This is a genomic window from Pantoea sp. EKM21T (assembly GCF_011800405.1).
GTDB classification, from domain to species: Bacteria; Pseudomonadota; Gammaproteobacteria; order Enterobacterales; family Enterobacteriaceae; genus Pantoea; species Pantoea agglomerans.
This window is the reverse complement of record NZ_JAALFV010000007.1, coordinates 274,850-290,262: the sequence shown is the minus strand read 5'-3', so window position 1 is coordinate 290,262 and position 15,413 is coordinate 274,850. Positions and strand designations below refer to the sequence as shown.

General features: G+C 58.2%; 13 protein-coding genes. 6 read left to right on the top strand and 7 right to left on the bottom strand.

The window, feature by feature from the left end; genetic code table 11:
* Positions 1-217: 217 nt before the first annotated feature.
* The gene (gene nadS, locus HFD87_RS16330) at positions 218-502 is read left to right on the top strand and encodes a NadS family protein (RefSeq protein ID WP_167423681.1); all 285 of its coding nucleotides are present in this window, start codon (positions 218-220) and stop codon (positions 500-502) included.
* A gap of 76 nt (positions 503-578) precedes the next feature.
* On the opposite strand, the gene abgT is transcribed toward nadS, so the two are convergent.
* The 3 genes from abgT to HFD87_RS16315 form a co-directional block, all read right to left on the bottom strand.
* Positions 579-2,096, bottom strand: a complete 1,518-nt coding sequence (gene abgT, locus HFD87_RS16325; RefSeq protein ID WP_010252101.1) for a p-aminobenzoyl-glutamate transporter — start codon at positions 2,094-2,096, stop codon at positions 579-581.
* A 161-nt stretch (positions 2,097-2,257) separates the two neighbouring features.
* Positions 2,258-3,700 carry a M20 family metallopeptidase gene (locus HFD87_RS16320; protein WP_033769461.1) on the bottom strand — a complete coding sequence of 481 codons (1,443 nt, stop codon included), beginning with the start codon at positions 3,698-3,700 and terminating at the stop codon, positions 2,258-2,260.
* Positions 3,697-5,010 (bottom strand): M20 family metallo-hydrolase, encoded by a 1,314-nt coding sequence (locus HFD87_RS16315; protein WP_167423680.1) that lies wholly within the window; start codon positions 5,008-5,010, stop codon positions 3,697-3,699. Before HFD87_RS16315 ends, HFD87_RS16320 begins: the two co-directional genes overlap by 4 nt.
* 114 nt (positions 5,011-5,124) lie before the next feature.
* On the opposite strand from HFD87_RS16315, the gene HFD87_RS16310 reads away from it, so the two are divergent.
* Complete coding sequence (locus HFD87_RS16310) at positions 5,125-6,021, top strand: LysR family transcriptional regulator (RefSeq protein WP_010252093.1); 897 nt, start codon at positions 5,125-5,127, stop codon at positions 6,019-6,021.
* A 75-nt stretch (positions 6,022-6,096) separates the two neighbouring features.
* Positions 6,097-6,534: a VOC family metalloprotein YjdN gene (gene yjdN / locus HFD87_RS16305; RefSeq protein ID WP_022625240.1), complete on the top strand. Its 438-nt coding sequence runs from the start codon at positions 6,097-6,099 to the stop codon at positions 6,532-6,534.
* Between the two features lie 96 nt (positions 6,535-6,630).
* On the opposite strand, the gene HFD87_RS16300 is transcribed toward yjdN, so the two are convergent.
* The 3 genes from HFD87_RS16300 to HFD87_RS16290 all read right to left on the bottom strand — a co-directional run bounded on the left by HFD87_RS16300 (position 6,631) and on the right by HFD87_RS16290 (position 9,788).
* Complete coding sequence (locus HFD87_RS16300; RefSeq protein ID WP_010252090.1) at positions 6,631-7,497, bottom strand: nucleoside-specific channel-forming protein Tsx; 867 nt, start codon at positions 7,495-7,497, stop codon at positions 6,631-6,633.
* 279 nt (positions 7,498-7,776) lie between these two features.
* A complete protein-coding gene (locus tag HFD87_RS16295; protein WP_167423679.1) occupies positions 7,777-9,132 on the bottom strand; it encodes a HAMP domain-containing sensor histidine kinase in 1,356 nt (451 codons plus the stop codon).
* Positions 9,129-9,788 (bottom strand): response regulator, encoded by a 660-nt coding sequence (locus HFD87_RS16290; RefSeq protein ID WP_010252086.1) that lies wholly within the window; start codon positions 9,786-9,788, stop codon positions 9,129-9,131. Before HFD87_RS16290 ends, HFD87_RS16295 begins: the two co-directional genes overlap by 4 nt.
* A 340-nt stretch (positions 9,789-10,128) precedes the next feature.
* On the opposite strand from HFD87_RS16290, the gene HFD87_RS16285 reads away from it, so the two are divergent.
* The 3 genes from HFD87_RS16285 to HFD87_RS16275 all read left to right on the top strand — a co-directional run bounded on the left by HFD87_RS16285 (position 10,129) and on the right by HFD87_RS16275 (position 12,880).
* A complete protein-coding gene (locus tag HFD87_RS16285) occupies positions 10,129-10,497 on the top strand; it encodes a helix-turn-helix domain-containing protein (RefSeq protein WP_009092546.1) in 369 nt (122 codons plus the stop codon).
* Between the two features lie 170 nt (positions 10,498-10,667).
* Positions 10,668-11,564 (top strand): LysR family transcriptional regulator, encoded by an 897-nt coding sequence (locus tag HFD87_RS16280; protein ID WP_132499352.1) that lies wholly within the window; start codon positions 10,668-10,670, stop codon positions 11,562-11,564.
* Between the two features lie 110 nt (positions 11,565-11,674).
* Positions 11,675-12,880, top strand: coding sequence for an MFS transporter (locus tag HFD87_RS16275; RefSeq protein ID WP_010252067.1), 1,206 nt, complete (start codon positions 11,675-11,677; stop codon positions 12,878-12,880).
* A gap of 55 nt (positions 12,881-12,935) precedes the next feature.
* On the opposite strand, the gene HFD87_RS16270 is transcribed toward HFD87_RS16275, so the two are convergent.
* Positions 12,936-15,326 (bottom strand): glucose/quinate/shikimate family membrane-bound PQQ-dependent dehydrogenase, encoded by a 2,391-nt coding sequence (locus HFD87_RS16270; protein WP_010252065.1) that lies wholly within the window; start codon positions 15,324-15,326, stop codon positions 12,936-12,938.
* Positions 15,327-15,413: the final 87 nt, after the last annotated feature.

The window sequence follows — 15,413 nt, the reverse complement described above, 5'->3', positions numbered from 1 at the left end:
CATCCGTGGCAGGCGCACTCCGGCAGCGGCGACCAGGCCAGAATCTGATTGCAGCGAACTCCGGACTGTCTCTCAGTCCGGTAACGCGGGGGCAGGAGCGCATGGATGCAAATGGCGTCCTTGCGTTATCATAGCCTTGCTTTATGACACCTTTTCACGGACGCGGAAAAAGCTGAGCTGAAGAAGCTGACATAATTACTGAAAGATGAGGTGTAACGTGAGTTTTTTTGACGAGCTGAAAGCATCGCTGGAAGAAGCTGTGGAGATCAAAAACGGTGTCAGAGCCCCCGGTCGTGTTACCCGGCATGCGCTGGCAGATGTGAAAGCTATCCGGGCGCAGCTTAACGTCTCACAGAGCGAGATGGCGACGGCATTGGGAACCAGCCTCGATACCATAAAGAGCTGGGAAGCCGGACGGCGTAACCCGACCGGGCTGGCAGCTAAAGTACTGGTCACTATCCAGAAAAACCCGGGATTTTTTAAGGAGCTGGCGGCGCAATGAGCCGTTGTTCCCTGCACGCCGTTTAACAAAAAATAAAACGTGCCACCGATGAAACATTCATCGGTGGCACTGTGCTTTACGGCAGTTTTGGCCAGACGCCTGGCCCGATCGGCAGACCCAGCAGATACCACACCAGCAGCAGCGCTATCCAGCTGATAAAGAACACCAGCGGATAGGGGAAGATCAGCACGTAATAGGTGCCGAGCTGCGCATCTTTCTGGTAACGCTGCAAAAAGGCGAGAAACAGCGGCAGAAACGGCGACATCGGTGCCAGTGGCAGCACGGCGGAGTCGGCGATGCGGAAAATCATCTGGGCAAAGGCGGGATGGAAGCCGAGCAGCATAAACATCGGCACAAAGACCGGCGCCAGAATCGACCAGATGGCTGAGCCGCTGGCGATAAACATGCAGAGAAACGCCGACAGGAACATCAGGCCAAGAAAAGCGGGCGCGCCGCTGACGCCTGCGCTCTCCAGCACATCAGTCAGCCCGATCGCCATGAATTTGCCCATGTTGCTCCAGTTGAAGAACGCCACGAACTGCGACAGCGGAAACACCATCACGATAAAACCCGCCATGCCCTTCATCGGATCGACCAGCAACTGCGGGATATCATCCGGACGGCGGATCTGTCGGGTGACCACGCCATAAGCAATCGCCACCACAAAGAAGAACAGAATGATGATCGGCACAATGCCCTGAATAAAAGGCGAGGGAATAATGGCGCCGGTGGCGGGATTGCGCAGCGGTGCATTTTCCGGCACCACCAGCAGCGCCATCAGGGCGATAAACAGCAGCGCGGCGATCCCGGCAGCCCGCAGACCGCGGTTCTCAAGCGGCGTCAGCGCCGCCAGCTTCTCGCCGTTGCCCTGCCACTTTGGCAGTCGCGGCTCGACAAATTTATCGGTCAGCAGCGCGCCCACAATTGTCAGCACAATCACCGACGTGGCCATAAAGAACCAGTTATCGATGACGCTGACATGCACCGTGTCGCTGACCGCTTTAGCCGCTTCAGTGCTGATGCCCGAGAGCAGCACATCGGTGGTGACAATCAGCAGGTTGGCGGTAAAGCCGGAGGCCACACCGGCAATGGCGGCCAGCAGGCCCGCCACCGGATGACGGCCCACCGCCAGAAAGATTAGTGCGCCCAGCGGCGGCATCACTACCAGCGCGGCATCCGAGGAGATATGGCTGAAAAAGGCGATAAACAGCACCATGTAGCTGGCATAACGGCGGCTGACGCGTGACGCCATCTTCACCATCAGCGACTGGAGCAGGCCGACCTTTTCCGCCAGTCCGGCACCAATCACCAGCGCCAGAATCGATCCCAGCGGGGTAAAGCTGCTGAAATTTTTGATGATATTTGGCAGGATCCACTGAATGCCTGCGACGCTCAGCAGGTTATTCACCCGCACGATTTCGCCGTTGCTCGGGTTCTTCACCGCCAGATCCAGCGCGCTGATAATGGCGGTCGCCACCATCAGCACCACGATCAGATAGACAAACAGTAAAAACGGGTTGGGGACTTTATTCCCCACGCGCTCGATCCAGCTGAAGAGCCGGCCAGGACTGCGGTTCTCTGATGTTGCTTCCATGGTATTGGTTCTCGTCTTGTGTCCCTTTTATCGGCGGTCGCAAGGCCTGACGCCGGTCGCGTTGTGCGACAGGCGGTGAGTTCAGTTCCGGCACCGCTGAATCGGGGAAGTGTTTGCAATATTTTTTTATAGTGGTCCGCGTCAGAGACACGGCCGTTGGCTCATTCGGCCAGTTTTGTTGGTGTGATCCCCGCCGGGATCGGGCAGTGATAGGGCTGCGCGGCGCGTACCCGATCAAACTCGGCCCGGCAGCCAGCCAGCGCCTGCCGATCCGTTAACAGCGTTAACACCGTGGCCGCCATCACTTTGCCCGCCAGAAACATCCCCTTATGCCCGATACTGGTGCGTCCCTGCGCCACCAGTTGCCAGGTGTGCAGCGGCGTGCCGAAGGTAAAGCAGGGCGCAAAACACTGTGCAGTCGGCGTCACCCAGCTAACATCGCCGACGTCGGTGGAGCCATAAAGCAGTTCACGTGTGACCGCATAGGGCGCGACCTCATCCATAAACAGCTTGTCGCCCAGTTTTTCAGCCCAGGCGTGACCGGCTTCACCACCGGTTCGGGCGGCATTGAGCCGGGCATTGCGCAGATCGTCATCAGTGAGCGTGGCACGCAGTTCAGCCGCAAACGCGCGTTCTTCGTCGCTGTAGTCGGGCAAACCAAACTGATGCAAATAACGCTCCATGACCGCTTCCAGCGCGCGATTCGGGACGTAATCCGAGCAGGCTTTGTCAAAACGTACAGTCAGCGTGGTGTCGGTCATCAGCGCTGCACCCCTGGCGATATTGATCACCCGTTCATAAATCGCCTGCGCCTGTGGCAGTTCCGGGGCGCGGATCAGGTAGAGCACCTCCGCATCCGCCTGCACCACGTTTGGCGATACACCGCCGCTGTTGGTGATGGCGTAGTGCAGACGTGCCTCCTGAACAATATGCTCGCGCAGAAAGTTGGCCCCGGTATTCATCAGCGTGACGGCATCCAGGGCGCTTCGGCCCAGATGGGGAGAATTGGCCGCGTGCGCCGCAACCCCTTTGAAGCTGAACGCCGCCTGAATATTGGCGAGGGTGCGCAGATTGAACATGCCGCTGAACCCCTCCGGATGCCAGGTCACGGCGGCATCAACGTCGTCAAACAGCCCTTCGCGCACCATAAAAGTCTTGCCCGAACCGCCTTCTTCGCCAGGGCAGCCGTAAAAGCGAACCGTGCCACCCGTGTGATGCTGTTCCATCCAGGCTTTCACGGCGCAGGCCGCCGCAACACCTGCCGTGCCGAGCAGGTTGTGACCGCAGCCGTGTCCGTTGCCGTTGGCTTCCAGAGGTTGTGGCCGGGCGCAGCCCGCCTGCTGACTCAGGCCCGCCAGCGCATCGAACTCGCCAAGGATGGCAATCACCGGCTTGCCGCTGCCCGCACTGGCGATAAACGCTGTATCGATGCCACCCACGCCGCGTTCCACTCTGAATCCCTCTTCTGCCAGCGCATCAGAAAGCAGGGCTGACGAGCGGGTTTCAGCAAAGCGGGTCTCCGGTGTGTCCCAGATGGCGTCACTGAGCGTGCTGAAACGAAGCTGATGACGAGCGATATAGTCGGCAATAAAGTCTTCCATCATCGTGAGCCCCCATACTGCGCCTGGTTCAGCGCCAGCGTCGCCAGCAGCGTGATGGCGTCCGGCATCACCCGCTCATCAAAGTCGAATTTCGCATTGTGGTGACCCGCCGCCAGCTCACAGCCAAAAATGACGTAAGAGGCCTGACCGCCGCGCTGCTTTACCCGTTCCATCATGTAGGTCGCATCTTCCGAACCCGCCGCCTGCGCTTTACGATCGACCACGGAGTTGAAGATACCGAGCACGTCCGCCTGCTGATGGATGAAATCAACCCATGGCTGCGTCGGGGTACAGCTGCGCGCGGCCCCCATCAGCGAGACCTGCTGCTCAACGCCATACATCGCCGCCGCACCGGCAATCACCCGCAGCGCCTGCTGATAGATGTCGTCGTTGACCTGATTGGTCACGCCACGGGTTTCGACTTTCAGCAGGGCGCAGTCGGCTACCACGTTGCGGCCGGTTCCCGCCTGCAGCACGCCCACGTTGACCCGTGCCACGCCGCCGCTGTGCTGGGTTAAACCATGCAGCGCCAGCGTTGCCTGTGCGGCGGCCAGCAGGGCATTGCGCCCCTCTTCAGGACGACCGCCCGCATGGGCACCGACGCCGGTAAAGTGAACATCCAGCTTGGTAGTGGCGAGGAAGCTGTCGCTGCCGCACACCACTTCGCCTGCCGGCACGCCGGTGCCGATATGAATGGCGGTGAAGCGATCAACGTCATCGACCACGCCCGCCGCCACCATCGCTTTTGCGCCGCGCACACCCTCTTCGGCGGGCTGGAAGATCAGTTTAATCGTGCCGCTGAGCTGATCTTTCATCGCCATCAGCACCGAGGCGAGACCCAGCCCGATGGTGGTGTGGCCGTCATGTCCGCAGGCGTGCATCATGCCTGCGTTGCAGGAGGCGAACCCTTCACGCTGCGGCAGATGATCGTCAGCCTGGCTCTCGTTGAGATCCAGGGCATCCATATCGACGCGGAAGCCCATCACCGGGCCAGGACGGCCGGTCTCGAGCGTTGCCACGATGCCGCAGAATCCGCCGGAGAAGTGGCTGATCCACTGCGGCAGCGCGCCCTGTTGCAGCGCGCGCGCTTCCTGCTGCTTCAGCACCGCCTCGTCGGGCAAGCCCATCCGCGCGTCGGCGTCGATGACCTCACGGCCCAGCTTCAGTTGATAACCGAGCTTATGCAGCTCTTCAGCGACGAAGGTGGCGGTGCGGAACTCCAGCCAGCCCGATTCGGCATAGTGATGGAAGTCGCGACGCCACTGTTGCAGCTGTGGCAGCCGGGCACTGACGTGGTCTGAAAGGGGTTTCATCGGCTCTCTCCTCGTTGTTGATTTTTTATGCACTGTTCCGAATCTACACAATGGTATTGACCGGCATAAGATGCGAATATCTTGTGACTGATAAACAACGGTTATCGCAAAATTATGTCTGCCAATCTCAAGCTCCATCAGCTGCGCGCCTTCGTTGACGTGGCGCGACAGGGCAGTATCCGGGCGGCAAGCCGTCTTTCCGGGCTGTCACAACCGGCGTTAACCAAAGCGATTCAGGAACTGGAGCGCGAGCTGGGGGCAAAGCTGTTTATCCGCCGTCAGCAGGGCGTGGTGTTAACCGATATCGGTGATAACTTTTTTCGGCATGCCAGCCTGGTGCTGGCAGAACTGCGGGTCGCCGAAGAGGATATCCAGCAGCGGCTGGGACTGGGTGGCGGTCAGGTGAATATCGGCGTCGGTGGCAGCGTGGCGCGCACCATTATGCCGCAGGTGATTAACCAGTTTCATCGCGAATACCCGCTGGTGAAGGTGCGCATCGTCGAAGGCCAGCTGGTGTCGATGGTGCATGAACTGCGCCAGGGCGCGCTCGATTTCACCATTAATACCTACGATCAGAGCCATCTCGATCAGGAGCTGATGTATGAGCGGATGATGGAGCGCGAGTACAAGGTGGTGGTGCGCAAAGGCCATCCGCTGGAAAAGGCGCGTTCTCTGGCGGAGTTACAGCAGGCGGACTGGACGATGCCAACGCCTAAAGGCAGTTACTACCGCTTGTTGCACGATCTGTTTGGCGAGCGCGGCATGGCCCCGAAAATTGTGGTGACCTGTGAAACCTTTATGGCCTGCACCAGCCTGGTCGCGCAAAGCGATTTCATCAGTATTCTGTCGGTCGACGTCATTGACGACCCGATTCTGGGTCGGTCGCTGGTGGCGCTGACGCTCGACGAACCCCTGCCGAAAGCGATCTTCTATCTGATCCAGCGCAAAGACACGACGCTGACCCCAATGAGCAGTTATATGGCACAACTCTTTCGCCGTTATTGCCAGTAAAATCAGCGAGTAAAGTCGATCGTCTACACTGTTAAGGTACTGAAAAAAATCCACCCGACAAATATAGAGGTTACGATGCAAGTCAGTCCTTATCTGTTTCTCTATGGCCGTTGCGAAGAGGCTATCGACTTTTACCTGCAGGCGACCGGGGGAGAGTTGCTCTCTAAAATGAAATTCGGTGATATGCCGGATCAGGGTGAGCAGGTCGGCGATCAGTCTGCCGCGCCGCAGCCGCCAGAAAAGATCATGCATGCCCAGCTGCGTATTGGTGACGGTGAGCTAATGCTGAGCGATGGCAACACCGATCAGCCGCCAGCGTCTGAGCATGCCGGTTACGCGGTCAGTCTCTCAACTAACGATGTCGAAAAGGGTAAAGCCTGGTTTGAGAAACTGTCGGCAGGCGGCAAGGTGACAACTGAGTGGCAGGAGACGTTCTGGTCGAACGGATTCGCGATGTTCATTGATAAGTTCAACATTCCATGGCGCATCAACGTCGAGAAGCCGCAGGAATAATCGGGCCAGCCGGCGTCGCAATTTGCGGCGCCGTATTAATTAATGGCAACTGCCCGGATTAAAGCGCGGCGGCGCTATTCAGGCCGCCGCACGTAATCAGAAGTTATAACCCGCCACCAGGTAGTAACCCCAGCCAGTCGATTTCACTTCAAACGGCCCATTGCCGAAGTTCAGCTCCTGACCATCCGCCCACTGTCCGCCGTTGTGGAAGTAACGCGCCACCGCAGAGAAGTGCCAGTGATCGTAACCCAGTGACAGAATATGGCTGGAGGCGATGGAGTTGCTGGTGCGTGATGAACCGCCTTTATCGCGGAGATCGGAACCCCAGTCGAAGTTGGTGAAGCCCACATAGCCCAGATTACCGCCCCACAGCGTGGTGATTGGCACAAAGTATTTCACCTTGAAGCGATAGCCATCCCAGCTGTTTTCATTCGCCGCACCGTAGTTTTCCCACTGATATTTGGCGTAGACGTTCAGCGACAGGCCGACATCGCTGTGCGTATCGATATCGGTGCCCAGACCCATATACCAGGTGTTCTGGCGGCTATCGCTGTTGCGGCCCATGTCGTAGATGTAGTTGTTAGCGAAATACCACTCTTTGAACGGACCAAAGGCCAGGCTGGTGCCGGTCAGTTTGTCGATAGAGAAGCGCGGTTCAATCTCCATAAACATCGGTGAACCGTGATCAAAAATGCCGTTGGCGTTGCTGTTGCCTGCGCCGAAGAAGTTGGTCAGGTCGAGGTAGCCATAAAAATCGAACCAGTCCTTCTTCGCAAACGCTTCATATTCCAGATAAACGTCGTTGTTAAACTGCGGTCCGAAACGGGTGTGGTAGCTGCCTACCACGTTAACGCTCTGATGCCACCAGTCGGAGACATACTGCGGATCGCTTTCAGCGGCCTGCGCAGCGCCACTCAATGAACATGCCAGCACGGCACCTGCTATCAACGTTTTAAATTTCATTATTATCAGCCACATGCTTTTGACCGCCGCACAGCAGACGCAGTCAGAGAGAAATCGGTCCCTTGATGGGAATGAGGGTTTCACAGCAAATAACAGCCAGTTCTTCAGCCCGCGTAGCGTGCCTGTAACAGATCGATAGAAAATAGATTTTGCTCACGTTTGTCAAAAAGTGTTGCATTACAATTCAGCTAAAATGTGATGCGCTTCACAATAATGACCAGGATCGAACGGAACCAGGCAACCGTTTACGTTGTCTGGTTCGTGATCAAACGGGCGGGATCAGGGAAGGGTGACGCGAACCTGCAAACCACAAATGGCACCCTGTGGCGTCAGGCAATTGGAAAGGGCGACGTGAATCTGATGCTTCTGTGCGACGTTGCGCACAATGGATAATCCCAGCCCGCTGCCCTGGGCTTTAACGTCAGGCGAACGGGTAAAACGGTCAAACGCGCGTTCGATAAAGGATTCCGGCATGCCTGGCCCGTTATCGACAATATCGACCACTGTTTTACCTGCGACCCGATGCAGCAGCACATCGACCAGGCTGCCCTCCGGCGTGTGCAACATGGCGTTACCAATCAGGTTGTCGAACAGGCTGCGCAGCTCGGAACGGCTGGCCTGCAAACGATACTGCGTGGAGCCATTAAAGCCGATATCGATGCCGCGTTTATCTGCCACCACCATCAGCTGCTCAATGCTCTCTTTCAGCAGATCGTCCAGTTCGATATGCTCGACGCTGGCGACCACGCTCTGGTCATCCTGACGCGAGACATTGAGTAACTGCGTGACCAGATGACGGGTGCGTGTGACGCCCGCTTCCAGCTGGCTGAACTGTCGGCTCGCTTCGCCTGGCTGGATGTGCTGACGCAGATTTTCCAGCTGCAAGGTCACCGCCGTTACCGGCGTGCGCAGCTCATGCGCCGCATCTTCCAGGAACTGACGCTGCGACGACCAGGCATCACGCAGCTTACTCAGCAGCGAGTTGTAGGCGGCCACCAGCGGCAGGATCTCATCCGGCAAGCCTTCGGGTGAGACATTGTGCGGATGGTGCGTCTCCTGCGCGGCAATCTGACGCGAAGCGACCTGCAAATCCCGGGTGATCTTGCGCACCACCAGCCAGATCACCAGCAGTGAAAGCGGCATCATCAGGATCAACGGAATGATCGCTGACAGCGCCCGCTTGACCATCAATGCCTTCATGTAGCTGAGGTTGTGCATCACCTGGATAGTTTTTATCTCGCTGCCAGGTAAGCCGGGCCGGGTATAGATGCGCCATTCGCAGTCGTCGCACTGACCCACATGCACGTCGCGATAGCCCCGTTGATTTTGCAGCGGAGCCTGCAGCTCCGGCCATGAGCTGGCCCGTAACTGGCCCCGATCGTCCCACAGTTGCACCACAAAGGCGCTCTTCGCCTTGTCAGGCGCAATAAGCATCGGCATCAGGGCGGGCATCTGTTTATTAGTGGACCAGGCATCAGCGATTTTTGCCAGCTGATCGTCCTTCATGGTGCCGACCATATCGCCGTAGCAGCTGAAGAAATACCAGGTGACGCCGCCGATCATCAGCAGATGAATAATCAGCAGCGTAGAGAGTAATTTGTTGCGTAATGAACGCATAAAGGTGAAGGGTTTCATATTGCCGGTACCCGCCAGCCCAGTCCGCGCACATTGCGGATCACGTCGTTATCCAGCTTGCGGCGCATCCCGTGGATCAGAACATCCACCGCGTTGCTGCTGACTTCATCGCCCCAGCCATAGATGCGATTTTCCAGCTGCTCGCGCGACAGAATAGCGCCTGGCCGCTCCAGCAGGGCGTAGAGCAGGGCATATTCGCGCGCCGTAAGCTGCTCGCGCTGTCCTTTGTAGAGCACTTCGCGGGTCATCATATCCAGCTGCACATCGCCGCTGCCCAGCACTGAGTCTGCTGCGCCGTGGCTGCGTCGGGTAATCGCGCGCATCCGGGCCATGACTTCCTGTAAATCGAACGGTTTAAGCAGGTAGTCGTCAGCGCCGCTGTCGAGTCCCTGAATCCGCTGCGCCACCGTGTCGCGTGCGGTAAGAATCAGCACCGGCGTGGCGTCGCCGCGCCCGCGCGCCCGGCGCAGTACCTGCAGGCCATCATCGCGCGGTAAGCCGAGATCGAGCAGCACGCAGCTGTAGCCGCCTTCGCTCCAGGCATTCTGGGCATAGATGCCATCACGCACCCAGTCCACCGACCAGCCCGCGCCCTCCAGTGCCTGCTGCAGGTTCGCGCCGATCATTTCATCATCTTCAACCAGTAACACGCGCATGGCTGATCTCCTTCAGAAAGATGAGGGGAGTTTACTCACCAATTGTTAGGCCAGAATTATCCGCCGTCATACTTCGCACTGTGGCGGCGTTGGCTGCTTTTGCTCACCCCAGTCACTGACTTATGTCAGCTCCCGGGGACTCGCGCATTTGCCGCCTTGCCACAGCACGGATTATTTTGGCGGACTTCTGCCGTCATACTTCACACTAAAGCCCCGCTGGCCGCGCGATTCCGCCTCCGTTTCCGCCGTTGCTAATTCTGCGCTAATTTTCTGCTAATTAAGGGATAAATTTTAGCAGGTAGAGTGGCTCCACTGCACATCAGCATCAACAGGAGGAACCATGAATCAGCGCGAGTTTATTCGGAGTTTGCTGGACTGGATTGAGAACAACTTAGGACACGATCTGCATCTGGATGAGGTGGCGCGCCGCTCGGGCTATTCGCGCTGGCATCTGCAACGGCTGTTTCGCCAGCATACCGGCTTTTCACTGGCAGAATATATCCGTCAGCGCCGTTTAACCGAGTCTGCGCTCACGTTGCTGAGCAGCAACGAAGCGATACTGCAGGTGGCGATGAACTATGGCTTTGATACCCAGCAGGCCTATACCCGCACGTTTAAAAACTACTTTATGGTGACGCCTGGCCAGTTGCGCCGTCAGCGTCGCGTCGAGCCGGATCGGCTGCTATTCCCTCTGGCGATGGCCAGCTGATGCCTGATAAGACCTTCCCGTCACAGCCTGCGGACGGGAAGGTCGGCCCGCGCTTTGCGCTTCTCTCCACTTGTTCTTCGCCTCGCCTTTTTTTACCCATCAGCCACAGTGACCCCGCCCGAACGTGTTAGTTTGTTGCCAGCATCCCTTTACTGTCGGAGTCGGGAAACATGGAAAACGGCGCGAATTTAACCGCCATGTTGGTATTTGCACGGGTTGTGGAATTACAGAGTTTCAGTGAGGCGGCACGCGCACTCGGCTTGTCCAAATCCCATGTCAGCCGGGAGATTGCCCGTCTGGAGCTGCGGCTCGGTATCCGGCTGCTGCAACGCACCACCCGGCGGCTGGCGCTGACCGAGCTGGGCCAGGCGTACTATCCCTACTGTGTGCGGATGCTGGCCGAAGTGCAGCGCGCCGAAGCCTTTGTGCAGCAGGTGCATCAGCAGCCCGCCGGCCATGTCAGGCTGCAGGCACCCGTCACGTTCGGCTGCCAGTGCATAGTCCCTGTTCTTAATCGCTTTCTGCGTCGGCATCTGCATATCAATGTCGATCTTGATCTGACCGATCGCAGTCACGATCGGCTGGATGATCAGGCGGATCTGGCGATTGTGATCCGATCCCGATCGCCACAGCAGGGCAATTTTCGGGTACTGAGCGAAATCGAGTGGGGGCTCTATGCCGCGCCCGCCTACCTGGCGCAGCGACCCGCCATCACGCATCCTGAGATGCTGCCACGCCACGACCTGCTGATGTTTCATGGTCCGGCGCACACCGCCGCACTGCCGTTCCGCCGTGATAAACAGCGGCTGGCACTGGATGTACGTAGCCGTTTTCGCGCCAATAACAGCATGGCGCTGCTCAATGCGGCACTGGCAGGGAGCGGCATCGCCTATCTGCCCTCCTACATGGCCCAGGAGGCGATGGCGCGCGGGGATATTCAGCAACTGCTGCCGGAGTGGCAGATGGATCGTCTGCAAAGCTATCTGCTGCTGCACGACACGCCCGAACCGGCGTCGCCCGTGACGCTGCTGTGCGATGCCCTGGTTGCGGCGCTGAATACAGGCTGATTGTTGCCTGCTGACAACAATCAGCGCCACAGAGTAACTATCCCGCCGCGACTGTTGTTACTCCGCTACGCCGGTTAGCCTGTATCCCTGATTACTCACCGGATATCATCATGCAACAGTCACCCGAAACTGCAGAGTTTCAGCACTGGCGACGTAACTTAGGGGTCTGCGTCGTCGGCTCTTTTACCACTATCGTGGCGATGACGCTGCTGCTGCCGTTCCTGCCGCTCTATGTGCAGCAACTCGGCGTTGAGCAGCCTGCCGCTATTGCCCGCTGGTCCGGCCTTGCCTACGGCGCGACCTTTTTCAGCGCCGCACTGACGGCGCCGTTGTGGGGCAGGCTGGCTGACCGCTATGGTCGTAAGCTGATGCTGATTCGGGCCAGTCTCGGGATGGCGATTGCGATGTCGCTGATTGGCATGGCGACCGCGCCCTGGCAACTGGTGGCGCTGCGCCTGCTGGCGGGGCTGCTGGGCGGCTACGCATCGGGATCGACCATTCTGGTGGCGGCACAAACGCCGAAAGCGCAGACCGGCTGGGCGCTGGGGGTATTATCTTCCGGTATTATGGCCGGTAACGTGGTCGGGCCGCTGCTGGGCGGTGTGCTACCGCCACTGATCGGGATTCGTCAGACTTTCTGGCTGACCGGCGCCGTGATTTTTCTCGCCTTCCTCGCCACTACCTTTTTACTCAAAGAGCAGCCACGTGCTCCCGCTACATCGCGCGCCAGCCAGCAACCGCATCCTGAAGCCGGGCCGGTTAATCACAGCCTGATACGGCTGATGTGGCTCTCTGGCATGTTGCTGATCTTCGCCAGCATGTCGATTGAGCCGATTATTACGCTTTACGTGGGCGAGTTTGTGCAGGGCGACCACCAGATCACCCTGATAGCCGGACTGGTGATGTCCGCGGCGGCGCTGGGCACGGTCCTGGCGGCACCACGACTGGGTCGGCTGGCCGATCGGGTAGGGCACTGGCGGGTGCTGACCGGCGGTTTAGTCGTTAGCGGGCTGCTGCTGATACCCCAGGCATTTATCACGGCGGCCTGGCAACTGGTGCTGCTGCGTTTTCTGATGGGGATGGCGCTGGGCGGGTTGATGCCGTGCATCACGGCGATTATTCGTCATAACGTGCCGGGTTCTCAGGTTGGGCGGATGCTGGGATATTCGACATCGGCACAATATATCGGCCAGGTCAGCGGCCCGCTGTTTGGTGGGCTGGTGGGCGGTGCATTCGGGATGCGGCCGGTGTTTCTGGCAACCTGCGTGGTGATGCTGTTTTGCGCCTGGCTCAACTGGCGTGGCATGAAAAAGTAGTGCGATCAAAAAAGGCGGACCGGAGTCCGCCTTAGTTTATTCACAGCTGCGTGAATTACTTCTGGTCTGGCAGCGCGTAGGCAATCACATAATCGCCCAGCCTGGTACCAAACGAGCCGTGACCCCCTGCCGCGATGACAACGTACTGCTTGCCATCCACTTCATAGGTCATTGGTGTCGCCTGGCCGCCTGCTGGCAGACGTGCCTGCCATAACAGTTCGCCGGTATCAGTGCTGAAAGCACGCAGGTAGTTATCTGCGGTCGCACCAATGAAGAACACCTTACCTGCGGTGGTGATAGGACCACCCAGCATCGGCATACCCATTTTGAACGGCAGCGGAACCGGTGCGCTATCGCGAACGGTACCGATACGCTGTTTCCACACCACGTTGTTGGTCTTCAGATCCACCGCGGAGATGTAACCCCAGGCAGGCTGTTTGCATGGCAGACCAAACGGTGACAGGAACGGGTTCAGCTCGACGCCATACGGCACGCCATACTGTGGCTGAATACCGGTTTCAGTACCTGAACCACCTTCAGCGCCTTTCGGCGGCTCAATCGGGTTGCCTGGGCCACGTGGAATCAGCTTAGAGACAAACGGCAGCGCCATTGGGTTAGCAATCGCGATCTGACGATGAGGATCGACTGCGATGCCGCCCCATTCGAACATACCGAGGTTACCCGGGAACACCAGCGTACCCTGCTCAGATGGCGGGGTGAACGGACCTTCATAGCGCAGGCGCTTGAAGATCACGCGGCACACCAGCTGGTCAAACATCGTTGCGCCCCACATATCCTTGTCCGTGAGATTCTGTTTCGGACGGAAGGTCAGCTCAGAGTAGGGCTGAGTGGCGGCAACGTGATCGCCTTTAGCAGCACCCTGTGGCACTGGCGTTTCTGGCGCAGGCACGACTGGCTTGCCGGTACGGCGATCCAGTACAAAGATGTTGCCGGTTTTCGCTGGCGCGTAGACAACCGGTACGGTGTTGCCATCTTTGTCGGTGATGTCAGCCAGCGTAGGCTGCGACGGCAGGTCCATATCCCACAGATCGTGATGCACAGTCTGATAAGACCAGACCAGCTTACCGGTGGTGGCGTTCAGGGCCAGCACGCTGCTCGCATAACGCTCCTGCTCTGGTGTGCGGTTACCGCCCCAGATATCCGGTGTGCTCACGCCCATCGGCAGGTAAACGGTATCCAGTTTCGGATCGTAAACTGCCGGTGCCCATGAGTTCGGAGAGTTCATGGTGAAGGTGTGTTCATCAGCCGGAATGGCATTAGGATCTTTTGCGCCTGGATCAAACACCCACAGCAGTTTGCCGGTATTCACATCAAAGCCACGAATCACGCCTGACGGCTCGCGGGTTGAGTAGTTATCGGTAACCGCACCCGCCATCACGATGGTGGTGTTAGTAATCACCGGCGGTGAGGTCGGCTCATACTGACCCGCAGTGGTGACAGGCTGTTTGTGTTGCAGATCCAGCTCGCCGTTGACGCCAAATGCCGGGCAGCGTTCGCCGGTCTCTGCGTCCAGTGCAAACAGACGACCATCGTTGACCGGCAGATAGATACGACGTGAACACAGCGCAGGCTGAGTGTTCGCTGCATCGGCGGCTGCCGGCACTTCGTGGTAAGAAACACCGCGACAGGTCACGTGCTGGAAGGTCGGGTTGACCTTCATGCCCGGATCAAACTTCCACTTCTGCTTACCGGTGGCCGCATCCAGTGCAAACAGGATCTGGTGTGGCGAACAGAGGTAAAGCGTGTCGCGGATTTTAATCGGCGTGACTTCGTCGGTAATTTCACCCGGATCGTTAGGGGTTTTCATGTCGCCAGTCTGGAACTGCCAGGCAACCTGCAACTCTTTCACGTTCTGGTGATTAATCTGCTTCAGCGGAGAGAAACGGGTTCCCTGCTGATCACGCGCATAAGCGGGCCAGTCAGCGTCCGGGATGTTGCTCAGCGGCGCAGCCTGCGGGGCGTTGTCAGCGGTTTCTGGTACTGACCCGTTGATGACCTGCGGATCGTTGAATACCGCATAGGCCAGCACAATGGCACTGGCAATCAGCGCCACAGCCATGGTACCCAGCGCGGCTTTGCTGCCCGCGTTGAAGCTGCGATAAACAAACGGCAGGATCAGCCAGACACCGAAGATCACCAGCACATCGGTGCGTGGTGCCAGTGCCCAGAAGTCGGTGCCCACTTCCCATACACCCCAGATCAGGGTGCCGATCAGCAGCAGCGCATAGAGAACCAGCGCAGTGCTTTTACGACGGGAAAGCAGATAAGCGGTGATAAGCATCACCACACCGCCAAAAACGTAATACCAGGAACCACCAATGGCGGCTAACCAGCCACCGCCAATCAGCATAAACGCGCCCGTCAGCACTGCGAACAGCACCGTCAGGAAACGAATTACGCCAAAAGATGAGGAGTTTTTCCCCATAATATCGACCTCGTTTCGTTGCCATAAAACACACGAAAACAACCAGATAGGCTGTTTCCAGTTATCAAGTACAAATGATTAGGGTGT

Coding starts and splice junctions, on each gene's coding strand:
- abgT (WP_010252101.1), bottom strand. CDS start 2,096: ATGGAAGCAACATCAGAGAACCGCAGTCCTGGCCGGCTCTTCAGCTGG.
- HFD87_RS16320 (WP_033769461.1), bottom strand. CDS start 3,700: ATGATGGAAGACTTTATTGCCGACTATATCGCTCGTCATCAGCTTCGT.
- HFD87_RS16315 (WP_167423680.1), bottom strand. CDS start 5,010: ATGAAACCCCTTTCAGACCACGTCAGTGCCCGGCTGCCACAGCTGCAA.
- HFD87_RS16310 (WP_010252093.1), top strand. CDS start 5,125: ATGTCTGCCAATCTCAAGCTCCATCAGCTGCGCGCCTTCGTTGACGTG.
- yjdN (WP_022625240.1), top strand. CDS start 6,097: ATGCAAGTCAGTCCTTATCTGTTTCTCTATGGCCGTTGCGAAGAGGCT.
- HFD87_RS16300 (WP_010252090.1), bottom strand. CDS start 7,497: ATGAAATTTAAAACGTTGATAGCAGGTGCCGTGCTGGCATGTTCATTG.
- HFD87_RS16295 (WP_167423679.1), bottom strand. CDS start 9,132: ATGAAACCCTTCACCTTTATGCGTTCATTACGCAACAAATTACTCTCT.
- HFD87_RS16290 (WP_010252086.1), bottom strand. CDS start 9,788: ATGCGCGTGTTACTGGTTGAAGATGATGAAATGATCGGCGCGAACCTG.
- HFD87_RS16285 (WP_009092546.1), top strand. CDS start 10,129: ATGAATCAGCGCGAGTTTATTCGGAGTTTGCTGGACTGGATTGAGAAC.
- HFD87_RS16280 (WP_132499352.1), top strand. CDS start 10,668: ATGGAAAACGGCGCGAATTTAACCGCCATGTTGGTATTTGCACGGGTT.
- HFD87_RS16275 (WP_010252067.1), top strand. CDS start 11,675: ATGCAACAGTCACCCGAAACTGCAGAGTTTCAGCACTGGCGACGTAAC.
- HFD87_RS16270 (WP_010252065.1), bottom strand. CDS start 15,326: ATGGGGAAAAACTCCTCATCTTTTGGCGTAATTCGTTTCCTGACGGTG.